At 62.3% G+C, this 26946-nt stretch carries 30 protein-coding genes; 13 read left to right on the top strand and 17 right to left on the bottom strand.

Annotated elements, in window-relative coordinates:
- Positions 1 to 22 precede the first annotated feature (22 nt).
- Entirely contained in the window at positions 23 to 1369 is a 1347-nt protein-coding gene (locus HJB82_RS11205) for a formimidoylglutamate deiminase (RefSeq protein WP_221139957.1), read from the bottom strand.
- A gap of 122 nt (positions 1370 to 1491) precedes the next feature.
- Between HJB82_RS11205 and hutI the strand changes: the two genes are divergently transcribed.
- The 6 genes from hutI (at position 1492) to HJB82_RS11175 (ending at position 8175) form a co-directional block, all read left to right on the top strand.
- Positions 1492 to 2754: an imidazolonepropionase gene (hutI, locus tag HJB82_RS11200; protein WP_221115633.1), complete on the top strand. Its 1263-nt coding sequence runs from the start codon at positions 1492 to 1494 to the stop codon at positions 2752 to 2754.
- Positions 2751 to 4286, top strand: a complete 1536-nt coding sequence (gene hutH, locus HJB82_RS11195) for a histidine ammonia-lyase (RefSeq protein WP_207585508.1) — start codon at positions 2751 to 2753, stop codon at positions 4284 to 4286. Before hutI ends, hutH begins: the two co-directional genes overlap by 4 nt.
- Position 4287: 1 nt before the next feature.
- The gene (gene hutG / locus HJB82_RS11190; protein WP_207585507.1) at positions 4288 to 5091 is read left to right on the top strand and encodes an N-formylglutamate deformylase; all 804 of its coding nucleotides are present in this window, start codon (positions 4288 to 4290) and stop codon (positions 5089 to 5091) included.
- Positions 5092 to 5115: 24 nt separating this feature from the next.
- On the top strand, positions 5116 to 6789 hold the full coding sequence (gene hutU / locus HJB82_RS11185; RefSeq protein ID WP_221115632.1) for a urocanate hydratase: 1674 nt from the start codon (positions 5116 to 5118) through the stop codon (positions 6787 to 6789).
- Positions 6790 to 6794: 5 nt separating this feature from the next.
- Complete coding sequence (locus HJB82_RS11180; protein ID WP_207585505.1) at positions 6795 to 7370, top strand: HutD family protein; 576 nt, start codon at positions 6795 to 6797, stop codon at positions 7368 to 7370.
- Between the two features lie 175 nt (positions 7371 to 7545).
- Positions 7546 to 8175: a J domain-containing protein gene (locus HJB82_RS11175; protein WP_221115631.1), complete on the top strand. Its 630-nt coding sequence runs from the start codon at positions 7546 to 7548 to the stop codon at positions 8173 to 8175.
- Between the two features lie 18 nt (positions 8176 to 8193).
- Here the strand turns inward: HJB82_RS11175 and HJB82_RS11170 are convergent, their stop codons facing one another.
- The gene (locus tag HJB82_RS11170; protein ID WP_221139956.1) at positions 8194 to 8895 is read right to left on the bottom strand and encodes a DUF899 family protein; all 702 of its coding nucleotides are present in this window, start codon (positions 8893 to 8895) and stop codon (positions 8194 to 8196) included.
- A 504-nt stretch (positions 8896 to 9399) separates the two neighbouring features.
- Entirely contained in the window at positions 9400 to 9582 is a 183-nt protein-coding gene (locus HJB82_RS11165; RefSeq protein WP_207585502.1) for a hypothetical protein, read from the bottom strand.
- Between the two features lie 70 nt (positions 9583 to 9652).
- Here HJB82_RS11165 and HJB82_RS11160 point away from each other — a divergent pair, with 70 nt between their 5' ends.
- Positions 9653 to 10291, top strand: a complete 639-nt coding sequence (locus HJB82_RS11160; protein WP_207585501.1) for an alpha/beta family hydrolase — start codon at positions 9653 to 9655, stop codon at positions 10289 to 10291.
- On the opposite strand, the gene HJB82_RS11155 is transcribed toward HJB82_RS11160, so the two are convergent.
- The 4 genes from HJB82_RS11155 to pcaQ form a co-directional block, all read right to left on the bottom strand.
- Entirely contained in the window at positions 10288 to 10959 is a 672-nt protein-coding gene (locus HJB82_RS11155) for an RES family NAD+ phosphorylase (protein ID WP_207585500.1), read from the bottom strand. The two genes, HJB82_RS11160 and HJB82_RS11155, sit on opposite strands and share 4 nt — an antisense overlap.
- Positions 10956 to 11480, bottom strand: coding sequence for an MbcA/ParS/Xre antitoxin family protein (locus HJB82_RS11150; RefSeq protein WP_207585499.1), 525 nt, complete (start codon positions 11478 to 11480; stop codon positions 10956 to 10958). The genes HJB82_RS11155 and HJB82_RS11150 overlap by 4 nt, the downstream gene beginning before the upstream one ends.
- Positions 11481 to 11573: 93 nt before the next feature.
- The gene (locus tag HJB82_RS11145) at positions 11574 to 12263 is read right to left on the bottom strand and encodes an isoprenylcysteine carboxylmethyltransferase family protein (protein ID WP_207585498.1); all 690 of its coding nucleotides are present in this window, start codon (positions 12261 to 12263) and stop codon (positions 11574 to 11576) included.
- An 18-nt stretch (positions 12264 to 12281) separates the two neighbouring features.
- Positions 12282 to 13199: a pca operon transcription factor PcaQ gene (gene pcaQ / locus HJB82_RS11140; RefSeq protein WP_207585497.1), complete on the bottom strand. Its 918-nt coding sequence runs from the start codon at positions 13197 to 13199 to the stop codon at positions 12282 to 12284.
- 95 nt (positions 13200 to 13294) lie between these two features.
- Here pcaQ and pcaD point away from each other — a divergent pair, with 95 nt between their 5' ends.
- The 5 genes from pcaD to HJB82_RS11115 all read left to right on the top strand — a co-directional run bounded on the left by pcaD (position 13295) and on the right by HJB82_RS11115 (position 17085).
- Complete coding sequence (gene pcaD / locus HJB82_RS11135; protein ID WP_221139955.1) at positions 13295 to 14104, top strand: 3-oxoadipate enol-lactonase; 810 nt, start codon at positions 13295 to 13297, stop codon at positions 14102 to 14104.
- A complete protein-coding gene (pcaC, locus tag HJB82_RS11130; RefSeq protein ID WP_221139954.1) occupies positions 14101 to 14505 on the top strand; it encodes a 4-carboxymuconolactone decarboxylase in 405 nt (134 codons plus the stop codon). Before pcaD ends, pcaC begins: the two co-directional genes overlap by 4 nt.
- Positions 14506 to 14514: 9 nt before the next feature.
- The gene (pcaH, locus tag HJB82_RS11125) at positions 14515 to 15264 is read left to right on the top strand and encodes a protocatechuate 3,4-dioxygenase subunit beta (RefSeq protein ID WP_221131836.1); all 750 of its coding nucleotides are present in this window, start codon (positions 14515 to 14517) and stop codon (positions 15262 to 15264) included.
- Positions 15265 to 15266: 2 nt separating this feature from the next.
- Positions 15267 to 15878, top strand: coding sequence for a protocatechuate 3,4-dioxygenase subunit alpha (gene pcaG, locus HJB82_RS11120; RefSeq protein ID WP_221131835.1), 612 nt, complete (start codon positions 15267 to 15269; stop codon positions 15876 to 15878).
- 160 nt (positions 15879 to 16038) lie between these two features.
- Positions 16039 to 17085, top strand: a complete 1047-nt coding sequence (locus tag HJB82_RS11115; RefSeq protein ID WP_221139953.1) for a 3-carboxy-cis,cis-muconate cycloisomerase — start codon at positions 16039 to 16041, stop codon at positions 17083 to 17085.
- A gap of 37 nt (positions 17086 to 17122) precedes the next feature.
- Here HJB82_RS11115 and HJB82_RS11110 read toward each other — a convergent pair whose 3' ends face one another.
- The 7 genes from HJB82_RS11110 to HJB82_RS11080 form a co-directional block, all read right to left on the bottom strand.
- The gene (locus HJB82_RS11110; RefSeq protein ID WP_221139952.1) at positions 17123 to 17953 is read right to left on the bottom strand and encodes a shikimate dehydrogenase; all 831 of its coding nucleotides are present in this window, start codon (positions 17951 to 17953) and stop codon (positions 17123 to 17125) included.
- A 4-nt stretch (positions 17954 to 17957) separates the two neighbouring features.
- Positions 17958 to 19025 carry a Gfo/Idh/MocA family protein gene (locus HJB82_RS11105; protein WP_207585490.1) on the bottom strand — a complete coding sequence of 356 codons (1068 nt, stop codon included), beginning with the start codon at positions 19023 to 19025 and terminating at the stop codon, positions 17958 to 17960.
- A gap of 40 nt (positions 19026 to 19065) precedes the next feature.
- Positions 19066 to 19830, bottom strand: a complete 765-nt coding sequence (locus tag HJB82_RS11100; RefSeq protein WP_281438274.1) for an amino acid ABC transporter ATP-binding protein — start codon at positions 19828 to 19830, stop codon at positions 19066 to 19068.
- Positions 19831 to 19885: 55 nt separating this feature from the next.
- Positions 19886 to 20527 (bottom strand): amino acid ABC transporter permease, encoded by a 642-nt coding sequence (locus HJB82_RS11095; protein ID WP_207585489.1) that lies wholly within the window; start codon positions 20525 to 20527, stop codon positions 19886 to 19888.
- Between the two features lie 10 nt (positions 20528 to 20537).
- Positions 20538 to 21206: an amino acid ABC transporter permease gene (locus tag HJB82_RS11090; protein ID WP_207585488.1), complete on the bottom strand. Its 669-nt coding sequence runs from the start codon at positions 21204 to 21206 to the stop codon at positions 20538 to 20540.
- On the bottom strand, positions 21203 to 21652 hold the full coding sequence (locus HJB82_RS11085; RefSeq protein ID WP_207585487.1) for a type II 3-dehydroquinate dehydratase: 450 nt from the start codon (positions 21650 to 21652) through the stop codon (positions 21203 to 21205). The genes HJB82_RS11090 and HJB82_RS11085 overlap by 4 nt, the downstream gene beginning before the upstream one ends.
- 223 nt (positions 21653 to 21875) lie before the next feature.
- The gene (locus tag HJB82_RS11080; RefSeq protein WP_207585486.1) at positions 21876 to 22706 is read right to left on the bottom strand and encodes a transporter substrate-binding domain-containing protein; all 831 of its coding nucleotides are present in this window, start codon (positions 22704 to 22706) and stop codon (positions 21876 to 21878) included.
- Positions 22707 to 22926: 220 nt separating this feature from the next.
- On the opposite strand from HJB82_RS11080, the gene HJB82_RS11075 reads away from it, so the two are divergent.
- A complete protein-coding gene (locus HJB82_RS11075) occupies positions 22927 to 24822 on the top strand; it encodes a bifunctional sugar phosphate isomerase/epimerase/4-hydroxyphenylpyruvate dioxygenase family protein (protein ID WP_207585485.1) in 1896 nt (631 codons plus the stop codon).
- A gap of 1 nt (position 24823) precedes the next feature.
- Here HJB82_RS11075 and HJB82_RS11070 read toward each other — a convergent pair whose 3' ends face one another.
- From HJB82_RS11070 to HJB82_RS11060, 3 genes are all read right to left on the bottom strand, one after another.
- The gene (locus tag HJB82_RS11070; protein WP_221139951.1) at positions 24824 to 25498 is read right to left on the bottom strand and encodes a GntR family transcriptional regulator; all 675 of its coding nucleotides are present in this window, start codon (positions 25496 to 25498) and stop codon (positions 24824 to 24826) included.
- Between the two features lie 60 nt (positions 25499 to 25558).
- Positions 25559 to 26227: a GntR family transcriptional regulator gene (locus tag HJB82_RS11065; protein WP_207585483.1), complete on the bottom strand. Its 669-nt coding sequence runs from the start codon at positions 26225 to 26227 to the stop codon at positions 25559 to 25561.
- Between the two features lie 290 nt (positions 26228 to 26517).
- Positions 26518 to 26919, bottom strand: a complete 402-nt coding sequence (locus HJB82_RS11060; protein ID WP_246762887.1) for a hypothetical protein — start codon at positions 26917 to 26919, stop codon at positions 26518 to 26520.
- Positions 26920 to 26946 lie beyond the last annotated feature (27 nt).

The following is a 26946-nucleotide window of genomic DNA, read 5'->3' as shown; positions in this document are numbered from 1 at the left end:
CTTGCTCATGAAAAGCGCTTTTTCAGGCAGCCAGCAATTCACCCATCGCGGCCAGGAAACGCCGGTCGATGGCGTCACGTTTGAGATGGCGCCCGCCCTCCACCTGCTTGCGGCCGCGCGCCCAGACGCAATCGACGGAAATACCGCCGGCAAACAGCCAGTGATCGAGAATCTGGTCGCCGGAGAGATAGGAAACGGCCGCAGTATCGAGCGAAACGAGATCGGCGTGATGGCCTTCAACAAGACCTGCGGGCGCCTTCAAAGCGGCACCGCCGCCGGCAAGCGCCTGGGTGAACAGGCAAAGTGCCGTCGATCCGCCGGGTGCTGCAACGACATTGCGGGCGCGCAGAGCCAGGCGCTGCGAATATTCGAGCTGGCGCAGTTCTTCCGGCACCGAGATCAGCACATTGGAATCCGAACCGATGCCGTAACGCCCGCCCTCTTCGAGGAAGAGTGGCGCGGCAAAGGCGCCGTCGCCGAGATTGGCTTCGGTGATCGGGCAGAGGCCGGCAATCGCCCCGCTTTTCGCCATCCGCCGCGTTTCGTCGTCGGTCATGTGCGTCGCGTGGATCAAGCACCAGCGCTCATCCACAGGCGCATGATCGAGCAGCCATTCCACCGGCCGCGCGCCCGACCAGGCGATGCAATCCTCGACCTCCTTGACCTGCTCGGCGACATGGATATGGATGGGGCCGTCGCCCGCCATCGGCACAAGCTTCGCCAATTCCTGAGGCGTTGCGGCGCGCAGGCTGTGCGGCGCCAGCCCGAGTTCGGCGCCGTCGAGCCGGCTGGTTACCGCCCGGCATCCCTCCATCAGCCTTTCGAAGCTTTCCAGCGAATTGATGAAACGCCGCTGGCCGTCGATCGGCTGAGCGCCGCCGAAGCCGGAATGAGCGTAGAAGACCGGCAGCAAGGTCAGGCCGAGGCCGGTCTCTTCGCTGGCAGCACCAATGCGTTCGGCAAGCTCGGCGATATTGGCGTAAATGCCGCCATCCCTGTCATGGTGGAGATAATGGAATTCGCCGACCCGGGAAAAGCCCGCCTCCAGCATTTCCGCATAGAGCTTGGCGGCGACCGCCTCGACATGTTCAGGGGTCATTGCCAGCGCGAACTTGTACATGACGGTGCGCCAGCTCCAAAAGCTGTCATTGGCCGGGCCGCGTACCTCGGCAAGGCCGGCCATCGCCCGCTGGAAGGCATGGCTGTGCAGATTTCCCATGGCCGGAACGATAAGAGCGTGGCGTTCATCGCCGGGCTGAGGCGAAACCCCGATCTCGACCCGGGCAATGCGACCGGCTTCGAGCGTCAGCCGCACGTCCTTCTGCCAGCCTTTCGGCGTCAGTGCCGTGCCTGCGTGAAGTGTGGTCATGGCCGTCCCTCTCCTCTTACCGCGCCGCTGCTCTTTCTTTTCCAGAAAAGCGCGCAAAATTTCTCTTGTCACCTGCTTATTATGTATATACATGTTTCGACATAAGGAAAGGCGCAAAGCTGATGACCGGGAACAATTTTTCAGAGGAAGCCTCATCCCCAGACGTCCGGCCAGTGCTGTGGCGCAATGCGCGCCTGGCCACGCTTGCGCCTGAAAAGGACGGGCTCGGTATCGTCGAAAAGGGCGCCGTGCTCACCGAAAACGGCCGCATCACCTTTGCCGGTGCCGAAAGCGAGTTGCCGGCTTCCGCCATCGAACGCTCCGACATCGTCGATCTCGAAGGCCGCTGGGTCACGCCCGGCCTCGTAGACTGCCACACCCATATCGTCCACGGCGGCAACCGAGCCCGCGAGTTCGAGATGCGCCTTCAAGGCGCCACCTATGAGGAAATTGCGCGTGCCGGCGGTGGCATCGTCTCCTCGGTCAAAGCGACCAATGCGCTGTCGGTCGAGGAACTCGTCAGCGCGGCGCTGCCGCGGCTCGATACGCTGCTTGCCGAAGGCGTGACGACGATCGAGATCAAATCCGGCTACGGGCTGAACCGGACCGGCGAAGTGAAGATGTTGCAGAGCGCCCGTCTGCTCGGCCATCTGAGACCGGTCCGCGTCGCCACCAGCTATCTCGGCGCCCATGCGACGCCGGTGGAATACAAGGGCCGCAACGGCGATTATCTCGATGATGTCGTGCTGCCCGGCCTCGACGACATGTATAATCTCGGCCTTGCCGATGCGGTCGACGGCTTCTGCGAGGGCATTGCCTTTTCCAGAGCCGAGATCGCCCGCGTCTTCGACAAGGCGAAGGCGCTTGGCCTGCCGGTCAAGCTGCATGCCGAGCAACTTTCCAATCTCGGCGGCGCCCGGCTCGCCGCGTCATATGGCGCGCTTTCGGCCGATCATCTGGAATATCTCGACGAAGAAGGTGTTGCCGCGATGGCCGCTGCCGGCACCGTGGCCGTGCTTCTGCCCGGCGCCTTCTACGCCATCCACGAGAAGCAGAAGCCACCGGTGGAGGCGCTACGCCAGGCCGGCGTGCCGATTGCGATTGCCACCGATTGCAATCCCGGCACCTCGCCGCTCACCTCGATGCTGCTGACCATGAACATGTCGGCGACGCTTTTCGGCCTCACCGTCGAAGAATGCATCGCCGGCGCCACTCGCGAAGGTGCGCGCGCGCTCGGCCTCATCGGCGAGACCGGAACGCTCGAGCCCGGCAAATCAGCCGATTTTGCCGTCTGGAATATTGAGAGCCTCGCCGAGCTCGTCTACCGCATCGGCTTCAACCCGCTTCACACACGCGTCTTCAAGGGCGAAAGGAACGGTCGATGACCATCACGCTCCACCCGGGCTCCGTCTCCCTCAGGGATTTGGAAATCATCTATTGGACCGGCGAGCCGGCAAGGCTCGATCCCGCCTTCGATGCCGGCATCGCCAAGGCCGCCGCCCGGATCGCCGAGATCGCCGCCGGCAATGCGCCGGTCTACGGCATCAATACCGGCTTCGGCAAACTCGCCTCGATCAAGATCGACAGCGCCGACGTCGCAACCTTGCAGCGCAATCTCATCCTGTCGCATTGCTGTGGCGTCGGCGCGCCGCTGCCTGAAAATATCGTCCGGTTGATCATGGCGCTGAAACTGGTCTCGCTCGGGCGCGGCGCCTCCGGCGTACGGCTGGAGCTGGTGCGGCTGATCGAGGGCATGCTGGAAAAGGGCGTCATTCCGCTGATCCCGGAAAAAGGCTCGGTCGGCGCCTCCGGCGATCTTGCACCGCTCGCCCATATGGCCGCGGTGATGATGGGCGAAGCCGAAGCCTTCTTCGCCGGCGAACGTCTTTCGGGCGCTGAAGCCCTCGAAAGGGCAGGTCTCAAACCGGTGGTGCTCGCCGCCAAGGAGGGCCTGGCGCTGATCAACGGCACCCAGACCTCGACGGCCTTGGCGCTTGCCGGTCTCTTCCGCGCCCACCGCGCCGCGCAGTCGGCGCTGATCACCGGCGCCATGTCGACCGACGCCGCCATGGGCTCTTCGGCGCCCTTCCATCCGGATATTCACACCTTGCGCGGCCACAAGGGCCAGATCGACACGGCATCAGCACTTCGCGCCCTGCTCGAACAATCCGTCATCCGCCAGAGCCATATCGAGGGCGACGAGCGTGTGCAGGATCCCTATTGCATCCGCTGCCAACCCCAGGTCGATGGCGCCTGCCTTGACCTGCTGCGCTCGGTTGCCCGCACGCTGGAGATCGAGGCCAATGCGGTCACAGACAATCCGCTGGTGCTGTCGGACAATTCCGTCGTCTCCGGCGGCAATTTCCACGCCGAACCCGTCGCCTTTGCCGCCGACCAGATCGCGCTTGCCGTCTGCGAGATCGGCGCGATTTCGCAGCGCCGCATCGCCCTGTTGGTCGATCCCACCCTTTCCTACGGCCTGCCGGCCTTCCTCGCCAAGAAGCCGGGCCTGAATTCCGGCCTGATGATCGCCGAGGTCACCTCGGCGGCGCTGATGTCGGAGAACAAGCAGATGTCGCATCCGGCCTCGGTCGATTCGACCCCGACCTCAGCCAACCAGGAAGACCATGTCTCGATGGCCTGCCACGGCGCCCGCCGCCTGCTCGGGATGACCGAGAACCTGTTCGCCATCATCGGCATCGAGGCGCTGACCGCCGCCCAAGGCGTCGAACTGCGCGCGCCGCTGTCGACAAGCCCGGAACTCGCCAAGGCGATCACCGCGATCCGCAGCAAGGTTCCGACCCTCGATACCGACCGCTACATGGCCAACGACCTCGCCGCCGCCGCCGAGCTGGTGGCGACCGGCGCACTGAACGCCTCGGTTTCATCTGGCATCTTGCCGGTTTTGGAGGGTTGAGATGACCGCACCATACGAAATCCGTCAGGGCACCTCCCCCATAATCCTCGCCTTTCCCCACACCGGCACCGACGTGCCGGCGGAGATTGCCGACCGTCTCAACGACAATGGCAGGATTCTGGCCGATACCGACTGGCACATCCACCAGCTCTATGACGGCCTGCTCGACAATGTCACGACCGTGCGCGCCACCTTCCACCGCTACGTGATCGACGCCAACCGCGATCCGCAGGGCGTCAGCCTTTATCCCGGCCAGAACACCACCGGCCTCATCCCGGAAACGGACTTCGACGGCCAGCCGATCTGGAAGGATGGGCAGGCGCCTGACGAAGCCGATATCGCGGCGCGGCTGCGGGATTTTCATGCGCCCTATCACGCGGCACTTGCCGCCGAGATCGAGCGCGTCAGGGCAAGCCATGGCGTGGCGATCCTTTACGACTGCCACTCGATCCGCTCTCACATTCCCTTCCTGTTCGAAGGCAAGCTGCCGGATTTCAATATCGGCACCGATATGGGCAAAACCTGCGACGGCGCCATCGAGCAAGCGACGCTGACCGTCGTCGAAGCCGCAGAAGGTTATGACAGCGTGCTCAACGGTCGCTTCAAGGGTGGCTGGACGACCCGCCATTACGGCCGGCCCGAGACCGGCGTGCACGCGATCCAGATGGAGCTTGCGCAGTCGACGCATCTGCAGACCGAGACACCGCCCTTTGCCTACGACACCGCGAGGGCAGACCGACTTCGCGTCCATCTCAAAAACATTCTGGTGCGCATCGAACAAATTGCGCCAGACCTGAAACGATAACGATCACTCGACAGGGGAACCGCCATGACCAACCCACGCCACAATATCCGCGAAATCCGCGCGCCCCGCGGCAATGATCTCAATGCCAAGAGCTGGATGACCGAAGCGCCGCTGCGCATGTTGATGAACAATCTTGATCCTGATGTCGCCGAGAACCCGAACGAACTCGTCGTTTACGGCGGCATCGGCCGCGCCACCCGCACCTGGGAGGATTTCGACCGCATCGTCGCGACGCTGAAGACGCTGACCGAAGAAGAAACGCTGCTCGTCCAATCCGGCAAGCCGGTCGGCGTCTTCCGCACCCACAAGGATGCGCCGCGGGTGCTGATCGCCAATTCCAACCTGGTGCCGCATTGGGCGACCTGGGACCATTTCAATGAGCTGGATAAGAAAGGCCTTGCCATGTACGGCCAGATGACGGCCGGCTCGTGGATCTATATCGGCACGCAGGGCATCGTCCAGGGCACCTACGAGACCTTCGTCGAGGCCGGCCGTCAGCATTATGGCGGCAATCTCAAGGGCAAATGGATCCTGACCGGCGGCCTCGGCGGCATGGGCGGCGCCCAGCCGCTCGCCGCGGTGATGGCCGGCGCCTGCTGCCTCGCCATCGAATGCAATCCAGACTCGATCGATTTCCGGCTGCGCACCCGCTATGTCGACGCCAAGGCCGAGACGCTCGACGAAGCGCTCGAGATGATCGACCGCTGGACCAAGGCCGGTGAAGCCAAATCCGTCGGCCTGCTCGGCAATGCCGCCGAAATCCTGCCGGAAATGGTCCGCCGCGGCATCCGCCCCGACATGGTCACCGACCAGACCTCGGCGCACGACCCGATCAACGGCTACCTGCCGAAGGGCTGGACGATGGCCGAGTGGAAGGCCAAGCGCGAAAGCGATCCGAAAGCAGTGGAAAAAGCGGCGCGCGCCTCGATGCGCGAGCATGTCGAAGCGATGATCGCCTTCTGGAATGCCGGTATTCCGACGCTCGATTACGGCAACAATATCCGCCAGGTCGCCAAGGACGAAGGCCTCGAAAACGCCTTCGCCTTCCCCGGCTTCGTGCCGGCCTATATCCGCCCGCTGTTTTGCCGCGGCATCGGCCCCTTCCGCTGGGCAGCCCTTTCCGGCGACCCGGAGGATATCTACAAGACCGATGCCAAGGTGAAAGAATTGCTGCCCGACAACAAGCACCTGCACAATTGGCTGGATATGGCCAGGGAGCGCATCGCCTTCCAGGGCCTGCCGGCGCGCATCTGCTGGGTAGGCCTCGGCGACCGCCACAAGCTTGGCCTCGCCTTCAACGAGATGGTGAGATCAGGCGAACTCTCCGCCCCGATCGTCATCGGCCGCGACCACCTGGATTCGGGTTCCGTCGCCTCGCCGAACCGGGAGACGGAGGCCATGAAGGACGGCTCCGACGCCGTTTCCGACTGGCCGCTGCTCAACGCCCTGCTCAACACGGCGTCGGGCGCCACCTGGGTGTCGCTGCACCACGGCGGCGGCGTCGGCATGGGCTTCTCGCAGCATTCCGGCATGGTCATCTGCGCCGATGGTACGGACGACGCGGCAAGGCGGCTGGAGCGCGTGCTCTGGAACGACCCGGCGACCGGCGTCATGCGCCACGCCGATGCCGGCTATGACATCGCTCTCGACTGCGCCAGGGAAAAGGGCCTGCGCCTGCCCGGCATTCTCGGGAACTGAGCCCGGTGAGGATCCTGCGCGCCGGCGATCACAAGCGCATGCCGTGGAAGAACGGCGGCGGCGAAACGGTGGAGATCGCCGTTTCGCCCGAAGATGCTGGCCTTGGCGGTTTCGACTGGCGCGTCAGCATGGCGACCGTCGCGACAGACGGCCCGTTTTCGATCTTTCCCGGCATCGACCGCACGCTGGCGATCCTCGACGGCAACGGCATGGTGCTCGATATCGAAGGCCGGACGCCGGCGCTACTGACGACGGCAGACGATCCGCTTGCCTTCCCGGCCGATATCCCCGTCGCCGCCAGGCTCGAGGACGGCGCCATCACCGATCTCAACGTCATGACCCGCCGCAACGGGTTTACCCATACGCTGATCCGGCTCGACATCGCTGGCGGCAAGACCCTGCCGCTGCCGTCGTCGACATGCCTGCTGCTCTGCCATCGCGGCACGCTGTCATTCCGGCGGGACGGCGAGACCGGCGCGCTTGCGGCCGGCGATGCGCTGCTGATCAACGACGCGGTCGGGACCGCGTTGGAAATCGACGGCGAAGCCAAATGTTATCTTGCCATGATCGCCACACGCTGATCTTAGCCCAAGATTTTGAAGCAATTGGACAATCCTCGATTTTTCGACACATCCGCATCGACCATTCCAGTCTCAGGCCATGGACGTCTTTCCTGCTTTCGGTCTAAACTTCGCCCTTCTGATGCAGAAGAAGACCTAGACCGCCCACGACGTGCTGGGTGGCAAGGGAGCAGGCGTGACGGATCCATACGATATTCTCGGCGTTGAACGCGATGCGAACGAAGCGCAGCTGAAGGCTGCCTATCGGCGCCTGGCGAAGGTCGCCCACCCCGATTCGGGTGGTGATTCGCAAGCCTTCGATAATCTGCAGAAAGCCTATGGGCTGCTTCTCGATCCGGTCCGCCGCAAAGTGTACGACGACACCGGCTACGACGTCGAATTCGCCGATGCCGCCGAGCTGCAGGCGCTTGTGATGATCGAGAAGCTGGTCACCGACGCGGTGCTCGACGAGCGCGCGCCTGGAAGTTTCGATCCTGTCGCCGTCATGCAGGACAGTCTCTCCGAAGAGCTGCGCAAGGCGCGGTTCAGCAAGAGCGAGCTGGAGCGCCATGCCTCGCGCATCGGCCTGCATCTGGAGCGGCTCGGCAAACACTCCGGCCGCGATGTGCTCGCCCACATGTTCCGCGCCCGCATCGAGGCGATCTCCAAGGCGGTGGCGGAAACCGAGGCGAAGATCAAGGCGACGGAACGCGCCGCCGACATGCTCACCGGCTATATCTACGACATCGACCCGCCGCCGCTGCCGGAAGCTGCGGTCGCCAACCTCGAATGGGCCGAGGCGTCGAGAAACCGCTCCACCGGCTGAGGGCCTGGGACGCCGGCCTTAATAGGACAGCTTCGGATACCAGTCCGGCGCCCGGCCTTCGGGCGTGCAATCGAGCACGGTCCAGAGCGGCATCAGGTCGGGCGCGCCGCGCGGATCCTCGCCCGGATCGGCCGTCACCCCGCCCATCTCCCCGCTCCAGAAATGGCGAATGGTGCCGTCGCGCCGGGCGAAGACGTTGAAGGCGGCGTCATCGCCACCGCCCCTGCCGATGGCGTGATAGTCGCGGCTGTAATTACCCGTCGGGTCGGAATAGAGCGGCAGATGGTGCCAGCCGCGTTCCGTCTTGAAGGCAAGCAGCCTGCCGATCGGCGACAGCGCGACGACCGCCAGCGCAGCGCGCTGCTGGATGTCAGGCACCTCGCCGTCCCAGGCCGAGAGCAACGAGGTGCACATCGGGCATGGGCGCTCGCGTTCCGGGCCGAACATATAGCTGTAGACGATCAGCGTGTCCTTGTCGGCGAAGAGTTCGGTAAAGGATATCGGCCCGTTAGCACCTTCGAAACGGTAATCCTTCGTCACCTCGCCGCCCGGCGGCAGCGCCCGGCGCTGTACCGCCACACGCTCGATGTGCCGGCGCAATTCGATCTCTTCGGCCAGCAGCGCATCGCGGGCGCTGCGATAAGCCTCGCTCTCATTGGGAAACCGGACGCCGTTCTTTGCCGCAAGCACGGCGGCGGGTACCAGATGCTGATTATCCATGACGATATCCTCCTTCTGTTGCCGCGCATCGTTTCGGACGCGCAAGGGACGTGCTGCAGCACATCGTGAGAATGACGAACGGCGGATGCGAAAATCGACAGTGCCGCCGCGAAAAAACGGCAGGAAGAAAAAATCCCGCTTCGGAATCCCGAAATTCGCCCGCTTCGGGATTCCGAAATCCGCGGGGTTTTCGCGCGGTGTCGTCGCAAAGAATACGCAATGATTTCAATCCGGCAACCAATTTCGGGATTCCGAAGTGCTATATAGAGTATGGTGGCAGGTCCTCACTATCGCCACCACAGCGAAACAAAAGCCTCGGTCCGCGCGATGTCTGAAAAGCAAAAAGGGCGCTCGACCCTTGCGGGGAGCGCCCTTATCCTGTCGGACAGCGAACGGCTCGACGGCGTCGATACCATACGCATCCGTTTTTCAGGCAGGAGCGGTATATGGACCCTTTGGGCCTGGGTTTCAAGGGACTGTCCCGCACGGCAATAGAGTCAGCCGTTAGAAGGCCACTCCGGTCACGGGATTGACCACCGGCCGTTCGCTTTTATCGCTCGCTCCAGCCGGCTGCACTGTCGGTGGCGCCAGCGATTCTGCGTCGGCGGGCTCCGGCTTTTCGGGAACGGCGCCGACATCCTTGGGTCGCCGCTGCTCGGGCTTTACGTTTTCGTCATTCGTCGACATTGTCTGTCTCCTTTCAAGGACAAAGTCACGGCCGCCGACATGGTTCCGATGACGGAATGGAGTATTGCCGATGCTGGACAGATTTCTGCTGCAGGGGCCGCAGGATGCGCGCTTCACCATCCTTCTGGCGCATGGCGCCGGCGCGCCGATGGATTCCGCATCGATGACATCCGCGGCAGAGGCGCTGGCCGCCGTCGGCTTCCGCGTCGCCCGTTTCGAATTCGCCTATATGGCCGCCCGCCGCACCGGAGGCCGCAAGCCGCCGCCGCGCGCCGAAACGCTCAATCCCGAATATGAGGCGGCCATTGCCGAGCTCGGGACCAGCGGCCCGCTGATCATCGGCGGCAAGTCGATGGGCGGCCGGGTTGCCAGCATGGTGGCAGACGACCTCTATCGTCAGCAAAAGATCGCCGGGTTGCTTTGCCTCGGCTATCCCTTTCATCCGCCCGGCCAGCCGGAAAAGCTGCGCACCGGCCATCTCACGGGGCTGGCGACGCCCGCGCTGATCTGCCAGGGGACGCGCGATGAATTCGGCACACGCGACGAGGTGCCGGGCTACGATCTCTCAAGCAGGATCGAGCTCTTCTGGCTCGAAGACGGCGACCACGACCTCAAGCCGCGCAAGACAGTCTCCGGCTTCTCCGCTGCCGATCACCTCGCCACGATGGCGAAGACGGCCAAGGCCTGGGCCGAGCGCCTCGTCGTCTAGGGTGCCAGCTTCCTGACATCGATGCTCCGGTCGGTGGCGGAGACGGTGATTTCGAAGTGATCGGCCTGCACCACGTCGCGGATGTTGCGCGGCCGGTGCGCGGCGATATTCACCCCGCCTCTCAGCCGGACGCTGTCATAGAGGATACCGGCGCCGCCGCTCGAACGCACCTCTTCGCCCAACACCTGCGACGCAGCATAACTCGTGCCGTCATAGACATGGGGCCGCAGCGCCTGTTCGCCGCGAATGTCGAGATAGTCGCCAATGAGGGTAGCGGCGTAGCTTCGATAGGTGCGGGCCATCGTCGCGACACCGCGCGCGACAGTTTCGCGCCGGAGATGATGGCCGACCTCGGCGGCGGCCGTGCGGAGATGGTCGGCGGCATACCAGGCGCCGAGATCCGGGCCGTTGAAACGCATTCCTCCCGGCGCGACATGCAGGAATGCCGCCATCACGATACTGGCGTTCGGCGTCCCGTAGACCCATTCATCCTCGGGAAGCCTGCGGATGCGGTCGGCGACGAGACGGTCGTTGGTCCAGCCGACGAGTTCCATCACCGCGTCGAGATCAGCCGCCCGCGCCACCGTCTCAAAAAGCCCGATGGGCGGAAATTGCGACGGGATCAGCCGGCAGGACGGACGCGGCGCCTCGGCAAAACGATCGCTCACCGGAAGACGATGTCCGTATCTTCGTAAGGCGTGAATGCCTCGTCGAGCACATTCGGCTGCATATAGAGACCGCCGCGCGCGCCATCGAGAAACCGGCGTACGGTCATCAACCCGTCCTGGGTTCCGTTGGTGACGATCTCAAGCGGCCGATGCCCGCCGAAAACCGGCGCCTGATGCGGCGTACGCAGCCAGGCGATGCCGGCGCGTTCGTCGGCAAACAGCACGCCGAGCGCCTGATGGATGCCGAGCACGGCGGAGATCCGCGTCAGCGTATCGACATCGAGCGTGAAAGCGCCGTGCTCGCGGGCCTGCTTGGCCCAATTGTGGTAGGTCGAGCGGGAGGGATAACCAAGCATTAGCAGGCGCTGCTCTTCGCTCAACCCCCAGAGATCGGCGATCGCCAGAAAGGTTCGTAGCGCCGGAGCGCTGAGCCTTTTGCGATTTACAGGGGCAAAGCGGTCGGTTTCCAGCCGCTGCGGCCCCTGGCCTTCTCGTTGCTCGGTGCGTCGCGCATGCCGCATAGAAGCCTCCTGTCTTGAATTAGACATAGTCCAAATCTGGGCGTACATCAACCAGATTTCAAGAGGTTGTCATTCCGACTACCGGTTCGGGCGTCACCATAATCCCGGCAGTAGCCGGTAGCGGACCTTGCGGCGGTATTCGGCATAACCCGGCAGGTCTCTTACCAGATGCTTCTCCTCGTCCAGCAGCCGCGCGACGAGTCCGCCTAAGGCAGGAGGGATGGCAAGCAAGCCCCAATACGAGCCGAGCGACAGCGTTATGCCAACGAAGAGCACAAGCGCCGCCGCATACATCGGATGACGCACGATGCTGTAGAGCCCGCTTGAAATGACCCGCTGATCCCTGCGGATCTCGACCGTCGCCGAGGCGAAGTTGTTCTGCCGCAGGACCAGGAAGCAGCCGTAAAAGCCAGCTGCGACCAGGATGTTGCCGAAAATCACAACCGACGCCGGAACGGCCGACCCGCCGAACCGATAATCGAGTGCCGAGCCGATGAAGAGCGCAATCAGCACGATGCCGTTGAAAAGCTGAATGCGCTTCTGTGCCGGCTCCCGCTCCGCAGCCGGCCCGACATGCAGCCGCTGTTCCAGCAAGGCGCGGTCATATTTCAGAAAATAGGCTGTCGTCGCAACGATCCAGGCGGAAAAATTGAGAAAGAACAGCCAGCCCTGCCAATAGGACAGCGAACCTGCAGCGACGAAGATCATCACCGCGAGCACGGCGACGAATTTCACCGTCGCTTCCGTCGCCCGCCTGCCGAGGTTCTTCTTTTGATCCTCCATCGGCCCACCTCCATTATGTCAGGAAACCTCTCCTGCCGCCTCGCGGATCGTCTGCATCAGGATCGATTGCGGCACGGACGGCGCGGAATCGGCGCGCATCGTCAGCCCGACCGGCCCCTTGGTCTCGCCGGTATCGACCGGCAGAAGCGCCAGTCGTCCGTCGGCGACATCGTCGGCCACCACGCCGTTGGAAATGATCCAGATCGCATCGCTTGAGCGAAGGAAGGCGCGGCCGAAGGCATCCGAGACCGTCTCGATCTGGTTCGGCAGGCTGGAGACGCCGTTGGCGATGAGGAAATTTTCGACCACCGGCCGGATAATCGAACCCCGCGTCGGCATCAGCACCGTGTAATCGCCGAAACCTGAGAAGGGCGATTGCCCGCCGCTCAGCAGCGGATGGCCGGCGCGCACGGCAAACACCACCTGCTCGGAGTAGAGATGTTCGAAGGAAAAGCCCGCCATCTTCTCCGCCCCCGCCAAACGTCCGACGACGACATCGAGATCGCCGACGCGAAGCTGCTCCAGCAGCACCGCGTTCTCGCCGGTGACGATCTTCACCCGGCTCCAGGTCCTCTCCTTGAGGAAGAGTCCCATCGCCCGCGGCATGATGCGCGACGACACCGTCGGCAGGGCGCCGATCCGGATCGGCGGTGCATCGGCAAACTGCTCCTGCGCGACGGAATCGAGACCCTGGCGCAGCGCCGTCAGCGCCGCCCCGGCATGGCGGAGGAAGACTTCGCCATAACGGGTGATCTTGATGCCGCGGCCATCGCGCTCGAAGACGGCAACGCCCAGCGCTTGTTCCAGCTCGCGGATCGTCTTGGTGACCGCCGGCTGGCTGACATGCAGCAATTCAGCCGCCTTCATGACGCTCTTCTGCCGCGCCACCTCGACAAAGGTCTGCAGATGGCGAAACTTGACGCGGCTGTCGATCATCACTCACATAACTCCATGGTTATTGAAAAGCAGAAAAATATCATTTTACTTAACCGGATCAACCATTCAATTTTACTATTCAGGAGGAGAGTGACGTGCAATTTGCCCGCATCAACGACGTGACGATCCATTATCAGGTGATCGGTGCGCCCGCCGACCGGCCGGTGATTGTCTTTGTCAATTCGCTCGGAACGGATTTCCGTATCTGGCGCGACGTCGTGGTGCGGCTTGCCGGCGACTACGCCATCGTGCTTTACGACAAGCGCGGCCACGGGCTTTCCGATGTCGGCCAGCTCCCCGCTTCGATCGAGGATCATGCAACGGATCTCGCCGGGCTGCTCGATCTGCTTTCCGTCAAAGATGCGGTTATTTTAGGCCTCTCCATCGGCGGCCTCGTCGCCCAGTCGCTCTATCAGCGCCGGCCGGATCTGGTCCGCGCGCTGATCCTCTGCGACACCGCCCATAAGATCGGCACCTCGGAAAGCTGGAACGCCCGCATCGCCGCGGTCGAGCAAAACGGCATCGCCAGCATTGTCGACGCCATTATGGAGCGCTGGTTCACGCCAGCCTTCCGTCGGCCCGAAAGCACCGCCTATGCCGGTTACTGCAACATGCTGACGCGCCAGCCGGTCGAGGGTTATATCGCCGCCTGCGAAGCGATCCGCGATGCCGATTTCACCGAGGCGGCAAAGAAGATCACTGTCCCGACCATCTGTATCGTCGGCGACCAGGACGGCTCGACACCGCCCGATCTCGTGTTTTCGACCGCGAAGCTGATCCCAGGCGCCCGATACGAGGTGATCGCCGATTGCGCCCATATTCCCTGCGTCGAGCAGCCGGACGCGCTGACGGCGATCATCCGCGCCTTCCTGACATCTCTTCCGCCTGGAGAAACCAACCGATGAACGAAACCGCCTCCTCCTCGGAGCGCCACCGGCAGGGCATGGCGACCCGCCGCGCCGTGCTTGGCGACGCCCATGTCGATCGCGCCACAGCCGCGGCGACCGAATTCGACCGGCCCTTCCAGGAACTGATCACCGAAGCCGCCTGGGGTCATGTCTGGTCGCGCCCGGGGCTGACCAAACGCGAGCGCTCGATCGTCACCATCGCACTGCTGGCGGCGCTCGGCCAGGATGACGAGGTTGCCATGCATGTGCGCGCCACCGCCCACACCGGCGCCACCCGCGAGGATGTCTGCGAAGCGCTGCTGCATGTGGCAATCTACGCCGGCGTTCCCGCCGCCAATCACGCGATCAAGATTGCCAAGCAGGCCTTTGAACAGATGGACGCCGAAAAGGCGGCCTGAGGGGGAGAGATGTCCGAATTACCGAACCGCAAGCCCGAGACCGGCGCCTTCTTCGCCCGCGACCGCGCCTGGCATGCGCCGGCGCTGACCCCCGGCTATAAAACATCCGTGCTGCGCGCGCCGCAGCGTGCGCTGCTCTCGCTCGACGGCACGATCTCCGAAACGACAGGCCCGGTCTTCGGCCATTCGATGATCGGCGATCTCGACAACGACCTGATCCTGAATTATGCGCGCTCCGGCGAAAGCGCCATCGGCGAGCGCATCATCGTCCACGGCCGTGTGCTCGACGAGCGCGCCAAGCCGCTTGCCGGTGCACTGGTCGAGTTCTGGCAGGCCAATGCCGGCGGCCGCTATCGCCACAAGAAGGAATCCTATCTCGCGGCGATCGACCCGAATTTCGGCGGCTGCGGCCGCACGATCACCGACGAGGAAGGCCGCTACCATTTCCGCACCGTCCGCCCCGGCGCCTATCCCTGGCCGAACGGCGTCAACGACTGGCGCCCCGCCCATATCCACTTTTCGATCTTCGGCCACGGTTTTGCCCAGCGCCTGATCACCCAGATGTATTTCGAAGGCGATCCGATGATCTGGAAATGTCCGATCGTCGGCACGATCCCCGACAAGGCGGCGATCGAGCAGCTGATCGCGCCGCTCGACTGGGGCAACACCATCCCGATGGATTCACGCGCCTATAAATTCGATATCGTGCTGCGCGGCCGCCGCTCGACGATGTTCGAAAACAGGCTGGAGGGCAACTGACCATGCAGCAGCTTGGCTATCTCAAGGAAACTCCGTCGCAGACGGCAGGTCCCTATGTCCATATCGGCCTGACACCGAATTTCTGCGACATAGCGGGCGTCTACGATACCGATCTCGGCACCGAGATGATCAACGACAAGACGCTCGGCGAACGCATCACCATGACCGGCCGCATCTTCGACGGCGCCGGCGCACTGGTGCGCGATGCCGTCGTCGAAATCTGGCAAGCCGACAGCGCCGGCCTTTACAACAGCCCGTCGGAAATGCGCGGCACAGCCGATCCCAATTTCACCGGCTGGGGCCGCTGCCCGACCCGGTCCGCAGACGGCGTCTATAGCTTCGAGACCATCAAGCCCGGCCGTGTCCCCTTCAAGGACGGCCGCAAGATGGCGCCGCACATCACCGTCTGGATCGTCGCCCGCGGCATCAATATCGGCCTGCACACCCGCATGTATTTTCCGGAGGAGACGGAGGCCAACAGCGCCGACCCGCTGCTTCAGCGCATCGAACATCGCGAGCGTGTCGCAACCCTGGTCGCCACCCGCGACGCCGCGACCTGCCATTTCGACATCCATCTGCAGGGTCCGAAGGAAACGGTGTTTCTGGATATTTAAGAGCCGGCAAGTAACTTGCCGATAGGGCCCAGTGCAAGTAGCGTCCCCTCACCTTACCCTTTCCCGAGAGGAGACGGGACAATGCCTCAAAACCCCTTCTCCCCTCGGGGAGAAGGTGGCGGCAGCCGGATGAGGGGCCTCCATCACAAACGAGCAATTCATGACCGCATCGCCCTTCGACCATCCCTTCCTCTCCGGCCTGCTCGGCGACGATGAAATCGCGCCCTACTTCTCCGCCGGGGCCGACATTCGCGCCATGCTCGCCTTCGAGGCCGCGCTGGCGAGGGCCGAAGCCACCCATGGCCTCATCCCTGCCGAAGCCGCAAGGCGGATCGCCGAAATCTGCGCCGGCTTTTCTCCCGACCTGCCCCGTTTGCGAGCGGCCACGGCACGCGATGGCGTCGTCGTTCCCGAGCTCATCAAGCAGCTGCGCACCGACGTCGGCGAGGAAGCGGCGAAAAGCCTGCATCTCGGCGCCACCAGCCAGGATGTCATCGACACCAGTCTGATGATCCGGCTGAAGGCCGTCGTCTTCCTGTTTGCCGGCCGGCTTTCCGCCATCGTCGCAGAGCTCGATGGGCTCGATCGCCAGTTCGGCCGCAACCGGCTGATGGGTCATACCCGCATGCAGGCGGCGATCCCGATCAGCGTCTCCGACCGTCTCACTGCGTGGCGCGCGCCGCTGACGACCTATCGCGACCGCCTGACCGAGCAGAGTTTTCCCGTCCAGCTCGGTGGGGCCGCCGGCACGCTCGACAAGCTCGGGCCGCACGCCGCAACCGTCCGTGCCTCGCTCGCCCAGGAACTCGGCCTCACCGACACCACGCAATGGCAGAGCGGCCGTCTGCCGATCGCCGATATTGCCGGCCTGTTTGCGTCGATCTCGGGCAGCCTCGGCAAAATCGGCCAGGATATCGCCCTGCTCGCCCAGTCAGGCCAGGAGATAGAAATATCAGGCGGCGGCACTTCGTCGGCGATGGCCCACAAACAGAACCCCGTTGCCGCCGAGGTGCTGGTCTCGCTTGCCCGCTTCAACGCCACGGCGCTGTCGGGCATTCACCAATCCCTCGTCCATGAACAGGAACGCTCCGGCGCCGCCTGGACGCTCGAATGGCTGCTGCTGCCGCAAATGGCGATGGCAACCGCCGCCAGCTTGCGGCTGGCGGGGGAGTTAGTGGGGAATATCAGGCGGCTTGGGGTGGTCTAAAGCCCGTCGCGATCTTTTACCTCAGGCGAAACGAGCATCAAACGAGCCTGGCTATGGCCCGCAGATTGTCGGCCGTCGTTGTTGGGAATTCGAAGAATTCGAGATAGGCGGGGATTTGTTCGAACAGCATATCCGTGCCGACTTGAAAGGCGCAGCCCCGAGCCCGTGCTGCCTCCAGCAACGGGGTGATCTCCTTGCTCAGCACCACCTCGCCGACGAAGGTCGATGGGGAGATGCGGTCGACATCGATCGGCAGAGGGTCACCCCGCCGCATTCCAAGCGGTGTCGCGTTCACGACGATATCGAACCCTGCCGGATCGAGAGAGCCGGTCGTGACGTGCAGATGCGGATAATATGTCTTCAACCGGCCGAGCAGCGCGGTCGCGGCTGTCTCGCTGGCGTCGAAGATTGAGAGATGGCCCACACCTGCCTGCGCCAGCGACGCCGCGATCGCCGAGCCGACGCCGCCGGCGCCGACGACGAGCGCATGGGCGCCGTCGACCTTTCTGCCTTTGCGCAGAACGCCCCGCACGAAGCCCTCGCCATCGAACATGTCACCAATCAGCCTGCCATCGGCATCGAGACGCACCGCATTACACGAGCCCGCGACTTTGGCGTTGGTCGAGGCTTCGTCGAGCAGTGCCATCGTCGCAATCTTGTGCGGCATCGTGATCAGCGCACCGTGGATATTGGAGAGCCGGAAGACAAGCTTCAGGAACGCCGGATAGTCCTCCGGCCGGCAGCCCATCGGCACGACGACCGCATCGATGCCGGTCTTTTCGAAATACGGATTGTAGATCAGAGGCGCCTTGAACGACTCGGTGGGATAACCGAGGTGAGCGATGAGTTTGGTCGTGCCGGTGATCATGTGGCTAGACTTTCTGGGGATCGGCAGAGGCAACGGCGTCAGAGAGGCGGACCATCTGCCCCGAGCACGCCGATCTCTTGATCGCTTCGACGACCCTGAGGGTGGCGAGTCCCTCGCGCCCGCTTACGAGGGGCGCGGCATCGCCACGTATCACATCGCAAAAATGGCGGAGCTGACGGCAAAGCGGATCGGCTGCTTCAAAGGGTACGCGCTCCTCGGCAAGCGGCTCCAGCCAATTCGGCTTCGACGTCGCTGTCCAAAGCGTCAGATCGGGAATTGCGAGCGAACCCTTGGTGCCGCCGATCTGGTAACAATGGCTGCTGTAGCGTGGAAATGCCGGGTTCTCGCCGGTGGTCGCCTCCCAGCTCCAGGGCGCCGCCACCGCATCGCTGCCGTTAAGCGTGGCGAGAACGCCGTTTGCAAACCGCAACGAGACAACGGCCGTATCCTCGACGGCGTGGTGGCGCACGGCGTGCGATTCCATCGCCTGCACGGCTTCGACCTCGCCGAACAGAAATCGGAAGAGGTCGACATCATGGATCAGGTTGACGAAGATTGGGCCGGCGCCGGCTTCCCGCCGCCAGGAGATGTCGAAATAGTCGTCGGGCTTGGCGACCCAGAAGGTGCCATGCACCGCGATGATCCGGCCAAGCCGGCCGCCGTCGACGATTTGTTTGGCCGCCTGGATCATCGGGTTGTAACGCCGGTGATGGCCGACCAGAATCGGGATCCCGGCCTTCTCGCCGGCCGCAACCAGCGCCGCGGCGGCATCGACATCGTCGGCGATCGGTTTTTCGACCAGAACCGGGATGCCAGCGGCGATGATCTCCATAGCGTTCTCGACGTGGAGCTGGTTCGGTGTTGCCACGATGACGCCGTAAGGCCTGTCTTCCTCACTGATATCCCGGAAGTTCGCATACCATCGGGCGCCGGCATTGCGGGCAAAGTCGTGACCGGCCGAAGACGGATCGATCACGGCGGAGAGAAGCGTTCCGGGCTCGGATATGATGCGCTCGGCATGGCGTCTGCCGATCAGGCCGGCTCCCATGACTGCAATCTTCAATGGCTTCATGATCGGCTCCCAGAATTTGGCGAGGTATCGGCCCTGCCCCCTACTTCCGCAGGATTTCTCCGAGAAATTTCCGGGTGCGCTCGTGCTGCGGGTTAGTGAAGAATTCGGCGGGCGGGGCTTCCTCGACGATCGCGCCGCTGGCCATGAAGATCACCCGGTCGGCGACCTGGCGGGCAAAGCCCATCTCATGGGTGACACAGATCATCGTCATGCCCTCGTCGGCCAATGCGATCATCGTATCCAGCACCTCCTTGACCATCTCCGGGTCGAGCGCCGACGTCGGCTCGTCGAACAGCATCACTTTCGGCCGCATGCAAAGCGCGCGGGCAATGGCGACGCGCTGCTGCTGGCCGCCTGAGAGCTGGACCGGGTATTTGTCGGCCTGCTCCAGGATCTTGACCCGCTCAAGCAGCCCGCGTGCCCGTTCCTCGGCTTCCGCCCTGCCGACGCCGATCGCCTTCATCGGCGCCAGCATGCAGTTCTGCAGCACGGTCAGGTGCGGAAACAGATTGAACTGCTGGAAGACCATGCCGACCTCCCGGCGGATCGCATCGACGGTCTTGGCCTGGTCACTCAGAACGATGCCGCCAACCCGGATTTCACCTTTCTGGTAGGTCTCGAGATGGTTGATACAGCGAATGAGCGTCGACTTGCCGCTGCCGGAAGGCCCGCACAGGACGATCCTCTCGCCGCTGCGGACCGTCATGTTGATATCGTGAAGGGCTTGAAACGAGCCGTACCACTTTTCCACCTGCGCCATGGAGATCATGGTTTCTGCGGCCTGGGCGGGAATGGGACTGGTCATCGGTAGAACTCCGGGATTGGCGGGCAGGGCCGCATCGAGGAACAGGGGACGCGGATCAGCGCGCGGAGGCGGCGAACCTTCGCTCGAGACGCGCCCCGAGAATCGTCAACGGGCAGCACATCAGGAAGTACAGGATGCCGACGACGCCGAAGACCGTCAGCGGTTGGAAGATCTGATTGGAGATGATGTTGCCGGCGCGGGTCAGCTCGGTGAAGCCGACGATCGAGGCAAGAGAGGTGCCTTTGATCAACTGCACGAGGAAGCCGACCGTGGCAGGCAGCGAGATGCGCAGCGCCTGCGGCAGGATGACATCCTTCATGCGGGAGATATAACGAAGGCTCAAAGCCTTCGCCGCTTCCGTCTGGCCGCGCGGAACCGCCTCGATCGATCCGCGCCAGATCTCGCCGAGATAGGCGCTGGCATGAAGCGTCAGTCCGATGGCGACGGCCACCCAGGCATCGAGCATCAGCCCGACCAGAGCGAGACCGTAATAGGTCACGAAAAGCTGCATCAGAAGCGGCGTTCCCTGGAAGACGGCGATGTAGCCGGCGGTCAGGCGTTCCAACAGCGGGATGCCCGAGACGCGGGCGAGAGCGACACCGAGCCCGGCAATGCAGCCGCAGACAAAGCCGACTGCGGAGAGGACGACGGTCCATTTCAGGCCGATCAGGAGGAAGACGAACTCGTCGTGACCCATGGAATTCCTCCTACTTGACGGGATATTTGAAGTAGCGGGCCGAAAACAGCGCAAACAGGCGCATCATCAGCCAGGAAATCACGAAATAGAAAACCGTGACGGTGAAGTAGACTTCGAAGCTCCGAAAGCTCTCCGATTCGATCCGCTGGGAAACGGAGGTCAGCTCGTAGGCCGAGATCGCCGAGGCAATGCTGGTGGTCAGTGTCAACAGCACGAACTGGCTGGTCAGAGACGGGTAGATCGCCCGCAACGCCGGCTTGAGGATGATCAGCCGGAAGACCTGCGCCTTGTGCAGGCCAAGCGCCAGGCCGGCTTCCATCTGCCCCTTCGGGATCGACTGGACGCCGCCGCGAATGATCTCGATTGCATAGGCGCCACCATTGATGCCGAGCGCGATGATCGCCGTCGGCGTTGGATCCAGCCTGATGCCGGTGAGCGGAAGCGCGAAGTAGATGAAAAAGATCTGGACCAGGAACGGCGTGTTGCGGATCAACTCGACGAAGGCGATGACCAGCCACCGCACCGGCTTCAGCGGAGAATCGCGCAGGGCAACTCCGCCAATTCCGATGACGATCGCCAGCAGCATTCCACAAATGGCAAGCAGGAATGTCCCGAGACAGCCGAGCAGCAGACTTGGCAGCCCATCGATAACCGGGGTGAAATCCAACTTATAATTCATGCCTTCGCTGCTCCCGCCATGTCGGCCATAGCTTCTATCGCGAGCTCATAACCGCGGGCGCCAAAGCCGATCATGATCGCCGTGGCGACGCGCGAGATCAGCGAATTGTGGTAGATGCTTTCGCGCGCATGAACATTCGAGATGTGCAGCTCGATCTTCGGCGGATCGAACATCTTCAGCGCATCGAGAAGCGCGATTGAGGTGAAGGTATAGCCGGCCGGATTGATGATGATACCGCAGGCCCCTTTGCGGGCCTGGTGCACGCTTTCGACCAACTCGCCCTCGAAATTGGTCTGGCGGAAGTCGATGGCAAAGCCGAGACTCCCAGCCTTTGCGAGGCACTTGTCCTTGATATCTGCCAGCGTCGTCGACCCGTAGATGGCAGGCTCGCGCTCACCCAGCAGGTTCAGGTTCGGTCCGTTGAGCACAAAGATGGTTCTGGTCATGTCGCGCACCTCGGGGCCTTGGGCATGGCGGTTGCGTTGATGGGCAGGGCATGCCCGCCGTCCTAAATAAGGACTTCACTTCTCTCTGGACGTCATCCTCGACCTTGTGCCGAGGATCTGCCGCCGAAGATGCTCGGGACGAGCCCGAGCATGACGGAGGAGTGGTTAGCGGGCCTTATCATCAGCCGGAAGGCCCGGGCCTCGTCCCGCCTTTAGCGTTGGCTCAGTTCACCGCAAACGGAATGCCTTCCAGCGTTTCCGGGAATTGCGGGACCGGGACCTTCATCCACTTGTCGTAGACGGTCTTGAGCTCGCCGTTTGCCTTGATCTTGTCGATGAAGGTGTTCAGCGCCGCGTTGATTTCCTTCTCGCCGAGACGCGTGCAAGCGCCGTTGTAGAGTTTCTGGAATTCAAGCTTGTTTTCGAATTCGCCCGGACGGGCCTTCTCGACGCGGTCCATATAGAAGATGTTGCCGCCCAGCGTATCGACCTGGCCGGAAACGAGGGATTGGACGCTCGCAGCGTCTCCGTCATAGCGCCGGATCGTCGTGCCCTCAGGCGCGTTCTTCGTCACCTGCGTGTCCTGCGCTGCACCCTTGGCGACGCCGACGCTGAATTTGGCCATGTCGGCATTCGTCTTGATCTCTGCCGATTTGGGACCGATCAGAACGATGGCATTGGCCACATAGGGCTTGCTGAACTGCACGGCCTTTGCGCGATCCGGCAGCATCGCCATGGTTGCAAACAGAACGTCGACGCGGCCGGCCGTGAGGGCCGGAATGCGGTTGTTGACTTCAAGCGGCACGAACTCGACGGTAACACCCAATTCCTTGGCAAACAGCGTCGCGATGTCGGCGTCGAGGCCGTCCTGTTTGCCGCCGCTGGTCACAAAACCCCAAGGCGGGTTGTCACCCTGAATTCCGACGATGATCTTACCGCGAGCCTTGATTTCATCAGGCGTAATCGCGGCGGCCGGTTGCGCCAAGGTGACGGCAGCCACAAAGGCTGCGGCTCCGAGCATGGCGTTTCGGCGCGTCAGCATAGACTTGAACATTATGTTTCCTCCTCTTTGACGGTCATTCGACCGGACAGCCACCTCACCTTTTGACTGTGGGAGGAATGATTGCCAGAGACGGACGGCTAAATCAACAGAGTTTTTCAAAATCATATGAGATTTTATAATAGCTCTATCTATTTTAATTCCTCACGAGATTTGCAATAATAGGTGAGAGCGAGTTTTCGCGGCTGGCGGTGGATGCCGAAAGGGCTTTGATATGAAGACCTCGATTGCGACTGTGACGATCAGCGGCGAACTGCCGGAAAAGCTCGAGGCAATCGCCCGAGCGGGCTTCGACGGCGTCGAGATTTTCGAAAATGATTTCCTGGCATTCGACGGAAGCCCGGCCGATGTCGGAAAACTCGTGCGCGACCATGGCCTGGAGATCACGCTGTTTCAGCCGTTTCGAGATTTCGAGGGCATGCCGGAGCCGCTGCGAAGCCGCACCTTCGATCGCGCCGAACGGAAGTTCGACGTGATGCAGCAGCTTGGAACAGATTTGGTGCTGGTCTGCTCGAACGTCTCGCCGGCGGCCATCGGCGGCATCGACCGTGCGGCTGAGGATTTCCGGGAACTCGGCGAGCGTGCCGCCCGGCGTGGACTGAGAGTGGGCTACGAGGCGCTCGCCTGGGGTCGCCATATCAGCGACCACCGCGACGCCTGGGAAATCGTGCGACGCGCCGATCATCCGAATGTCGGCCTCATCCTCGACAGCTTCCACACCTTGTCGCGCAAGATCGACGTCAATTCCATCCGCTCGCTTCCCAAAGAGAAGATCTTTATCGTCCAGCTTGCCGATGCGCCGCTGATCGACATGGACCTGCTCTATTGGAGCCGTCACTTCCGAAATATGCCTGGAGAAGGCGATCTTCCCGTCACGGCGTTCACCGAAGCCGTCGCTGCCACAGGTTATGACGGGTATTTCTCGCTGGAGATTTTCAACGACCAGTTTCGAGGCGGCCTGTCGCGGGCAATCGCCGCCGACGGCCACCGCTCACTGATCTATCTCGGCGACCAGGTGCGGCGCCATCTCGGCGCCGACAGCATGACCGGGGCGGCGATGCCGCAAAGGGCTGCCGTGAAAGGTGTCGGCTTCGTGGAGTTTGCCACGGACGAACAAGATGAAGTCGAGCTGGTGGCTTTGCTGCGCACCCTCGGGTTCAAGCAGACTGCCGTCCACCGCACCAAGAAAGTCTCTCTGTTCGAGCAGGGCGAGATCCGGATCCTCGTCAATGTCGATCAGGCGGGATTCGCCAATGCGGCCTACGCCGTTCATGGCACGTTTGCCTATGCGATCGCCTTGGTCGTCGACGATGCCGCAAAGGCGTATGCGCGCGCCCTTGCCCTGGATGCGGAGGCATTCAGCCAGCCGGTCGCGGCGGGCGAGCTTGAACTGCCGGCCATTCGGGGTGTGGGCGGCGGCATCGTCTATCTGATCGACGACAAGAGCGCCTTGGGGCGCTTTTCCGAAATCGACTTTCGGCCGGTCACCGACGACGCCCAGACGGCGGACGGCGGCCTTTTTCGCGTCGATCACGTCGCCCAGACGGTCGGCTATGATGAAATGCTCACCTGGCTTCTGTTCTACACGTCGATCTTCGAGACCCATAAGACCCCGATGGTCGACATCATCGATCCAGCCGGGGTGGTGCGCAGCCAAGTCGTCGAGAACCAGTCGGGCGAGTTGCGCATTACCATGAACGGAGCCGAAAATCGCCGCACCCTGGCCGGACATTTCATTGCGGAGAAGTTCGGGTCCGGCATCCAGCATCTGGCATTTTCAACCGACGACATCTTTGCAACCGCCGAAAAACTTCGTGGCTGCGGCTTCAGGTCCCTGCACATTTCGCCGAACTATTACGACGACGTCGAAGCCCGCTTCGGGCTCGATCCTGTCATGACCGAGCGGCTGAAAGCAGAGAACATCCTCTATGACCGAGACGAGCATGGCGAATATTTCCAGCTCTATAGCGGAACCTATGGCGAGGGTTTCTTTTTCGAGATCGTCGAGCGCCGCGGCTATCGCGGATATGGCGCGCCAAATGCAATTTTCCGGATCGCCGCGCTGAAAAGGCAGATGCGTCCGGAAGGAATTCCGAAAGACGCTTATTAAATCAGAGAATGCGGCCGCTCTTCAGCACATGCTCTACGCCGCTTTGTACATGCCGTCTGACCACCTCGGTCGCGCCGGCGACGTCACGTTGAATGGACAGTTCGAACAAAAGCCTGTGGTCATCGACAACAGGCTTTCCGCGAAAGCTTTCGGCCAGCATATGGTAACGAAGGAAGCGGTCGAACACCGACGACAATGTCGCCATCAGCGTCGCTGAATTGCAGGCCGAGACGATCGCCTGATGGAACTCCCAATCGTATCGGACCCAGTCGACCGTGCGCGAGACGTCGCCCGCCAGCAGCTTGCGCTCAGCGGCAGCCAGCCGGTGATGGGCAGCGACGATGCGCCCTTCCCATTCGAGATTTCCGGCTGCGAATGCAAGGCCGATCGCATGCGTTTCAAGAACGATCCTCAGGTCGGCAAGCTCCAGCAACTCCCGCCGCGAAGCAGGGCTCACTTCAAAACCACGCTGCCCCTCGGCGACGACGAGGTTCTCCGTGGTCAGGCGGCTCAGAATTTCGCGCAGCGACGAAATGCCGATCGAGTAGCGCTCCTTTGCCTGCTCCAGTTTGATCTTGGCCCCCGGCGCCAATATGCCTGATATGATATCCTCGCGGATCTGCCGGAAGACGACATCGCTTACTGTTTCAGCCGGGTCGTGGACTTGCTTGAGCATGGCTTTTCCTGGTTTCGCCGAGAAGTGTGATGGCCTTAAATCTTGAAAAGACCTCCGTTGTTATTTCAATGTCCCTTTGGCCAGCGCATGTTCCACCCCGCCCTGGATATGAAACGCAAGCACTCGCTTGGCCGTCTCTGCATCCCGTCGCAGGGCCGCATCCAGAAGCTGCTGGTGTTCATCGGCGGCGACGTCACCCCGGTAGGACAAAGCGACCATCTGATACCTTAGATATTTGTCGAAGATCCCCGAGTGGGTCTGCATCAGCAGTTTCGACCCGCATGCGGAAATCAAGGCCTGGTGGAATTCCCAATCATAGCGCTTCCAGTCCTCGGCCCTGCTGGTGTCGCCGGTTGCCATCACCTGCTCCATCCGCGCCAATTTGTAGTGGGCCGATACCAGCGGCGCCTCCCATTCCACGTCTCCATGCGCGAATGACTGCTCCAAGGCATGCGTCTCGAGCAGAAGCCGCATTGCCGCCGTCTCCTTGAGGTCGGAGACGGATACCGGAGAAACTTCAAACCCCTTCTGTCCCTCGGCAACGACCAGACCCTCGGAGGAGAGCCGGTTCAGCACCTCTCTGAGCGTACTGATGCTGGTATCGTAGGCCTCCTTCAGGCTTTCCAGTCTCAATTTTTGCCCGGGCGCCAGCCGCCCGAAAATGATGTCGGCCCGAATGCGCCGGTAGCTGCTCTCGGCGATGGTCTCGTTTACAACAGGCTGGAGCATCACGAGTCTCTTATATTTCTCATATCATCTGATATATCGCTTTTCGGCAATGCCAAGCAAGGAAGCATTCACGCAATACCGAACCCAATTTTCTCATACGATGGAGGTTTCCGCGGACACTGAATGTGCGCGGATCCACATACCCCTTTAGTTTGGTCAGGCTTGCGCTCTCTATTCGGTCACAGATGCGAGTCACACCGACCTCGGCGGAGATGCCTGTCGTGTCCAGCCTCAGGAATTGCGGCGGCAGAAATCAACGCCCGCTGGATGATCCAACAATTGTCGGCGGTTTATGCACTTTCTGGCAAATGCACAGGAAGATAGCTCAGGGGAACAAGCTGGGTATCGAGATCGGGACCTTCCCATTGGCCTGGGTCATAGAAAATGCCGTTATCAGCGTCATACAGGATAAAGTGGTCTCCTTCGACATGGACGACCGCCACCCCGATGACGTCACTCCAGCTCTCCACCTTGCGTACCTCGCCAATACGCCACCCCAACTCGCTTAGGACACAGCTTAGTTCTTTCCACGTGGTGTAATGATTGGTCTGTGCTCCCCAATCGATCATGCCGGCAAGTTGGCCGTAGGGTCTGCCGGTGAGCATCTGCAAGACAAAAACGCCGCAACCATCATCCCGCGGGCGTTGCGTTACAAATTGAAAGCGGACCTTGGCGGGGTTGGGTTGCGCCAATGCTCAGTTCTCCAATTCATTCGGTAG

The sequence above is a fragment of the Rhizobium sp. NZLR10 genome, from assembly GCF_019685125.1.
Lineage (GTDB): Bacteria > Pseudomonadota > Alphaproteobacteria > Rhizobiales > Rhizobiaceae > Rhizobium.
Note: the sequence above shows the minus strand (reverse complement) of the source record. Positions and strands in the feature narration are given on the sequence as shown.

What these genes read in the sequence shown, in the direction of transcription:
- HJB82_RS11205 (WP_221139957.1), bottom strand. Translation starts at nt 1,369, where the DNA reads ATGACCACACTTCACGCAGGCACGGCACTGACGCCGAAAGGCTGGCAG.
- hutI (WP_221115633.1), top strand. Translation starts at nt 1,492, where the DNA reads ATGACCGGGAACAATTTTTCAGAGGAAGCCTCATCCCCAGACGTCCGG.
- hutH (WP_207585508.1), top strand. Translation starts at nt 2,751, where the DNA reads ATGACCATCACGCTCCACCCGGGCTCCGTCTCCCTCAGGGATTTGGAA.
- hutG (WP_207585507.1), top strand. Translation starts at nt 4,288, where the DNA reads ATGACCGCACCATACGAAATCCGTCAGGGCACCTCCCCCATAATCCTC.
- hutU (WP_221115632.1), top strand. Translation starts at nt 5,116, where the DNA reads ATGACCAACCCACGCCACAATATCCGCGAAATCCGCGCGCCCCGCGGC.
- HJB82_RS11170 (WP_221139956.1), bottom strand. Translation starts at nt 8,895, where the DNA reads ATGGATAATCAGCATCTGGTACCCGCCGCCGTGCTTGCGGCAAAGAAC.
- HJB82_RS11165 (WP_207585502.1), bottom strand. Translation starts at nt 9,582, where the DNA reads ATGTCGACGAATGACGAAAACGTAAAGCCCGAGCAGCGGCGACCCAAG.
- HJB82_RS11160 (WP_207585501.1), top strand. Translation starts at nt 9,653, where the DNA reads ATGCTGGACAGATTTCTGCTGCAGGGGCCGCAGGATGCGCGCTTCACC.
- HJB82_RS11150 (WP_207585499.1), bottom strand. Translation starts at nt 11,480, where the DNA reads ATGCGGCATGCGCGACGCACCGAGCAACGAGAAGGCCAGGGGCCGCAG.
- HJB82_RS11145 (WP_207585498.1), bottom strand. Translation starts at nt 12,263, where the DNA reads ATGGAGGATCAAAAGAAGAACCTCGGCAGGCGGGCGACGGAAGCGACG.
- pcaQ (WP_207585497.1), bottom strand. Translation starts at nt 13,199, where the DNA reads ATGATCGACAGCCGCGTCAAGTTTCGCCATCTGCAGACCTTTGTCGAG.
- pcaC (WP_221139954.1), top strand. Translation starts at nt 14,101, where the DNA reads ATGAACGAAACCGCCTCCTCCTCGGAGCGCCACCGGCAGGGCATGGCG.
- pcaH (WP_221131836.1), top strand. Translation starts at nt 14,515, where the DNA reads ATGTCCGAATTACCGAACCGCAAGCCCGAGACCGGCGCCTTCTTCGCC.
- pcaG (WP_221131835.1), top strand. Translation starts at nt 15,267, where the DNA reads ATGCAGCAGCTTGGCTATCTCAAGGAAACTCCGTCGCAGACGGCAGGT.
- HJB82_RS11115 (WP_221139953.1), top strand. Translation starts at nt 16,039, where the DNA reads ATGACCGCATCGCCCTTCGACCATCCCTTCCTCTCCGGCCTGCTCGGC.
- HJB82_RS11110 (WP_221139952.1), bottom strand. Translation starts at nt 17,953, where the DNA reads ATGATCACCGGCACGACCAAACTCATCGCTCACCTCGGTTATCCCACC.
- HJB82_RS11105 (WP_207585490.1), bottom strand. Translation starts at nt 19,025, where the DNA reads ATGAAGCCATTGAAGATTGCAGTCATGGGAGCCGGCCTGATCGGCAGA.
- HJB82_RS11100 (WP_281438274.1), bottom strand. Translation starts at nt 19,830, where the DNA reads ATGACCAGTCCCATTCCCGCCCAGGCCGCAGAAACCATGATCTCCATG.
- HJB82_RS11095 (WP_207585489.1), bottom strand. Translation starts at nt 20,527, where the DNA reads ATGGGTCACGACGAGTTCGTCTTCCTCCTGATCGGCCTGAAATGGACC.
- HJB82_RS11090 (WP_207585488.1), bottom strand. Translation starts at nt 21,206, where the DNA reads ATGAATTATAAGTTGGATTTCACCCCGGTTATCGATGGGCTGCCAAGT.
- HJB82_RS11085 (WP_207585487.1), bottom strand. Translation starts at nt 21,652, where the DNA reads ATGACCAGAACCATCTTTGTGCTCAACGGACCGAACCTGAACCTGCTG.
- HJB82_RS11080 (WP_207585486.1), bottom strand. Translation starts at nt 22,706, where the DNA reads ATGTTCAAGTCTATGCTGACGCGCCGAAACGCCATGCTCGGAGCCGCA.
- HJB82_RS11075 (WP_207585485.1), top strand. Translation starts at nt 22,927, where the DNA reads ATGAAGACCTCGATTGCGACTGTGACGATCAGCGGCGAACTGCCGGAA.
- HJB82_RS11070 (WP_221139951.1), bottom strand. Translation starts at nt 25,498, where the DNA reads ATGCTCAAGCAAGTCCACGACCCGGCTGAAACAGTAAGCGATGTCGTC.
- HJB82_RS11065 (WP_207585483.1), bottom strand. Translation starts at nt 26,227, where the DNA reads ATGCTCCAGCCTGTTGTAAACGAGACCATCGCCGAGAGCAGCTACCGG.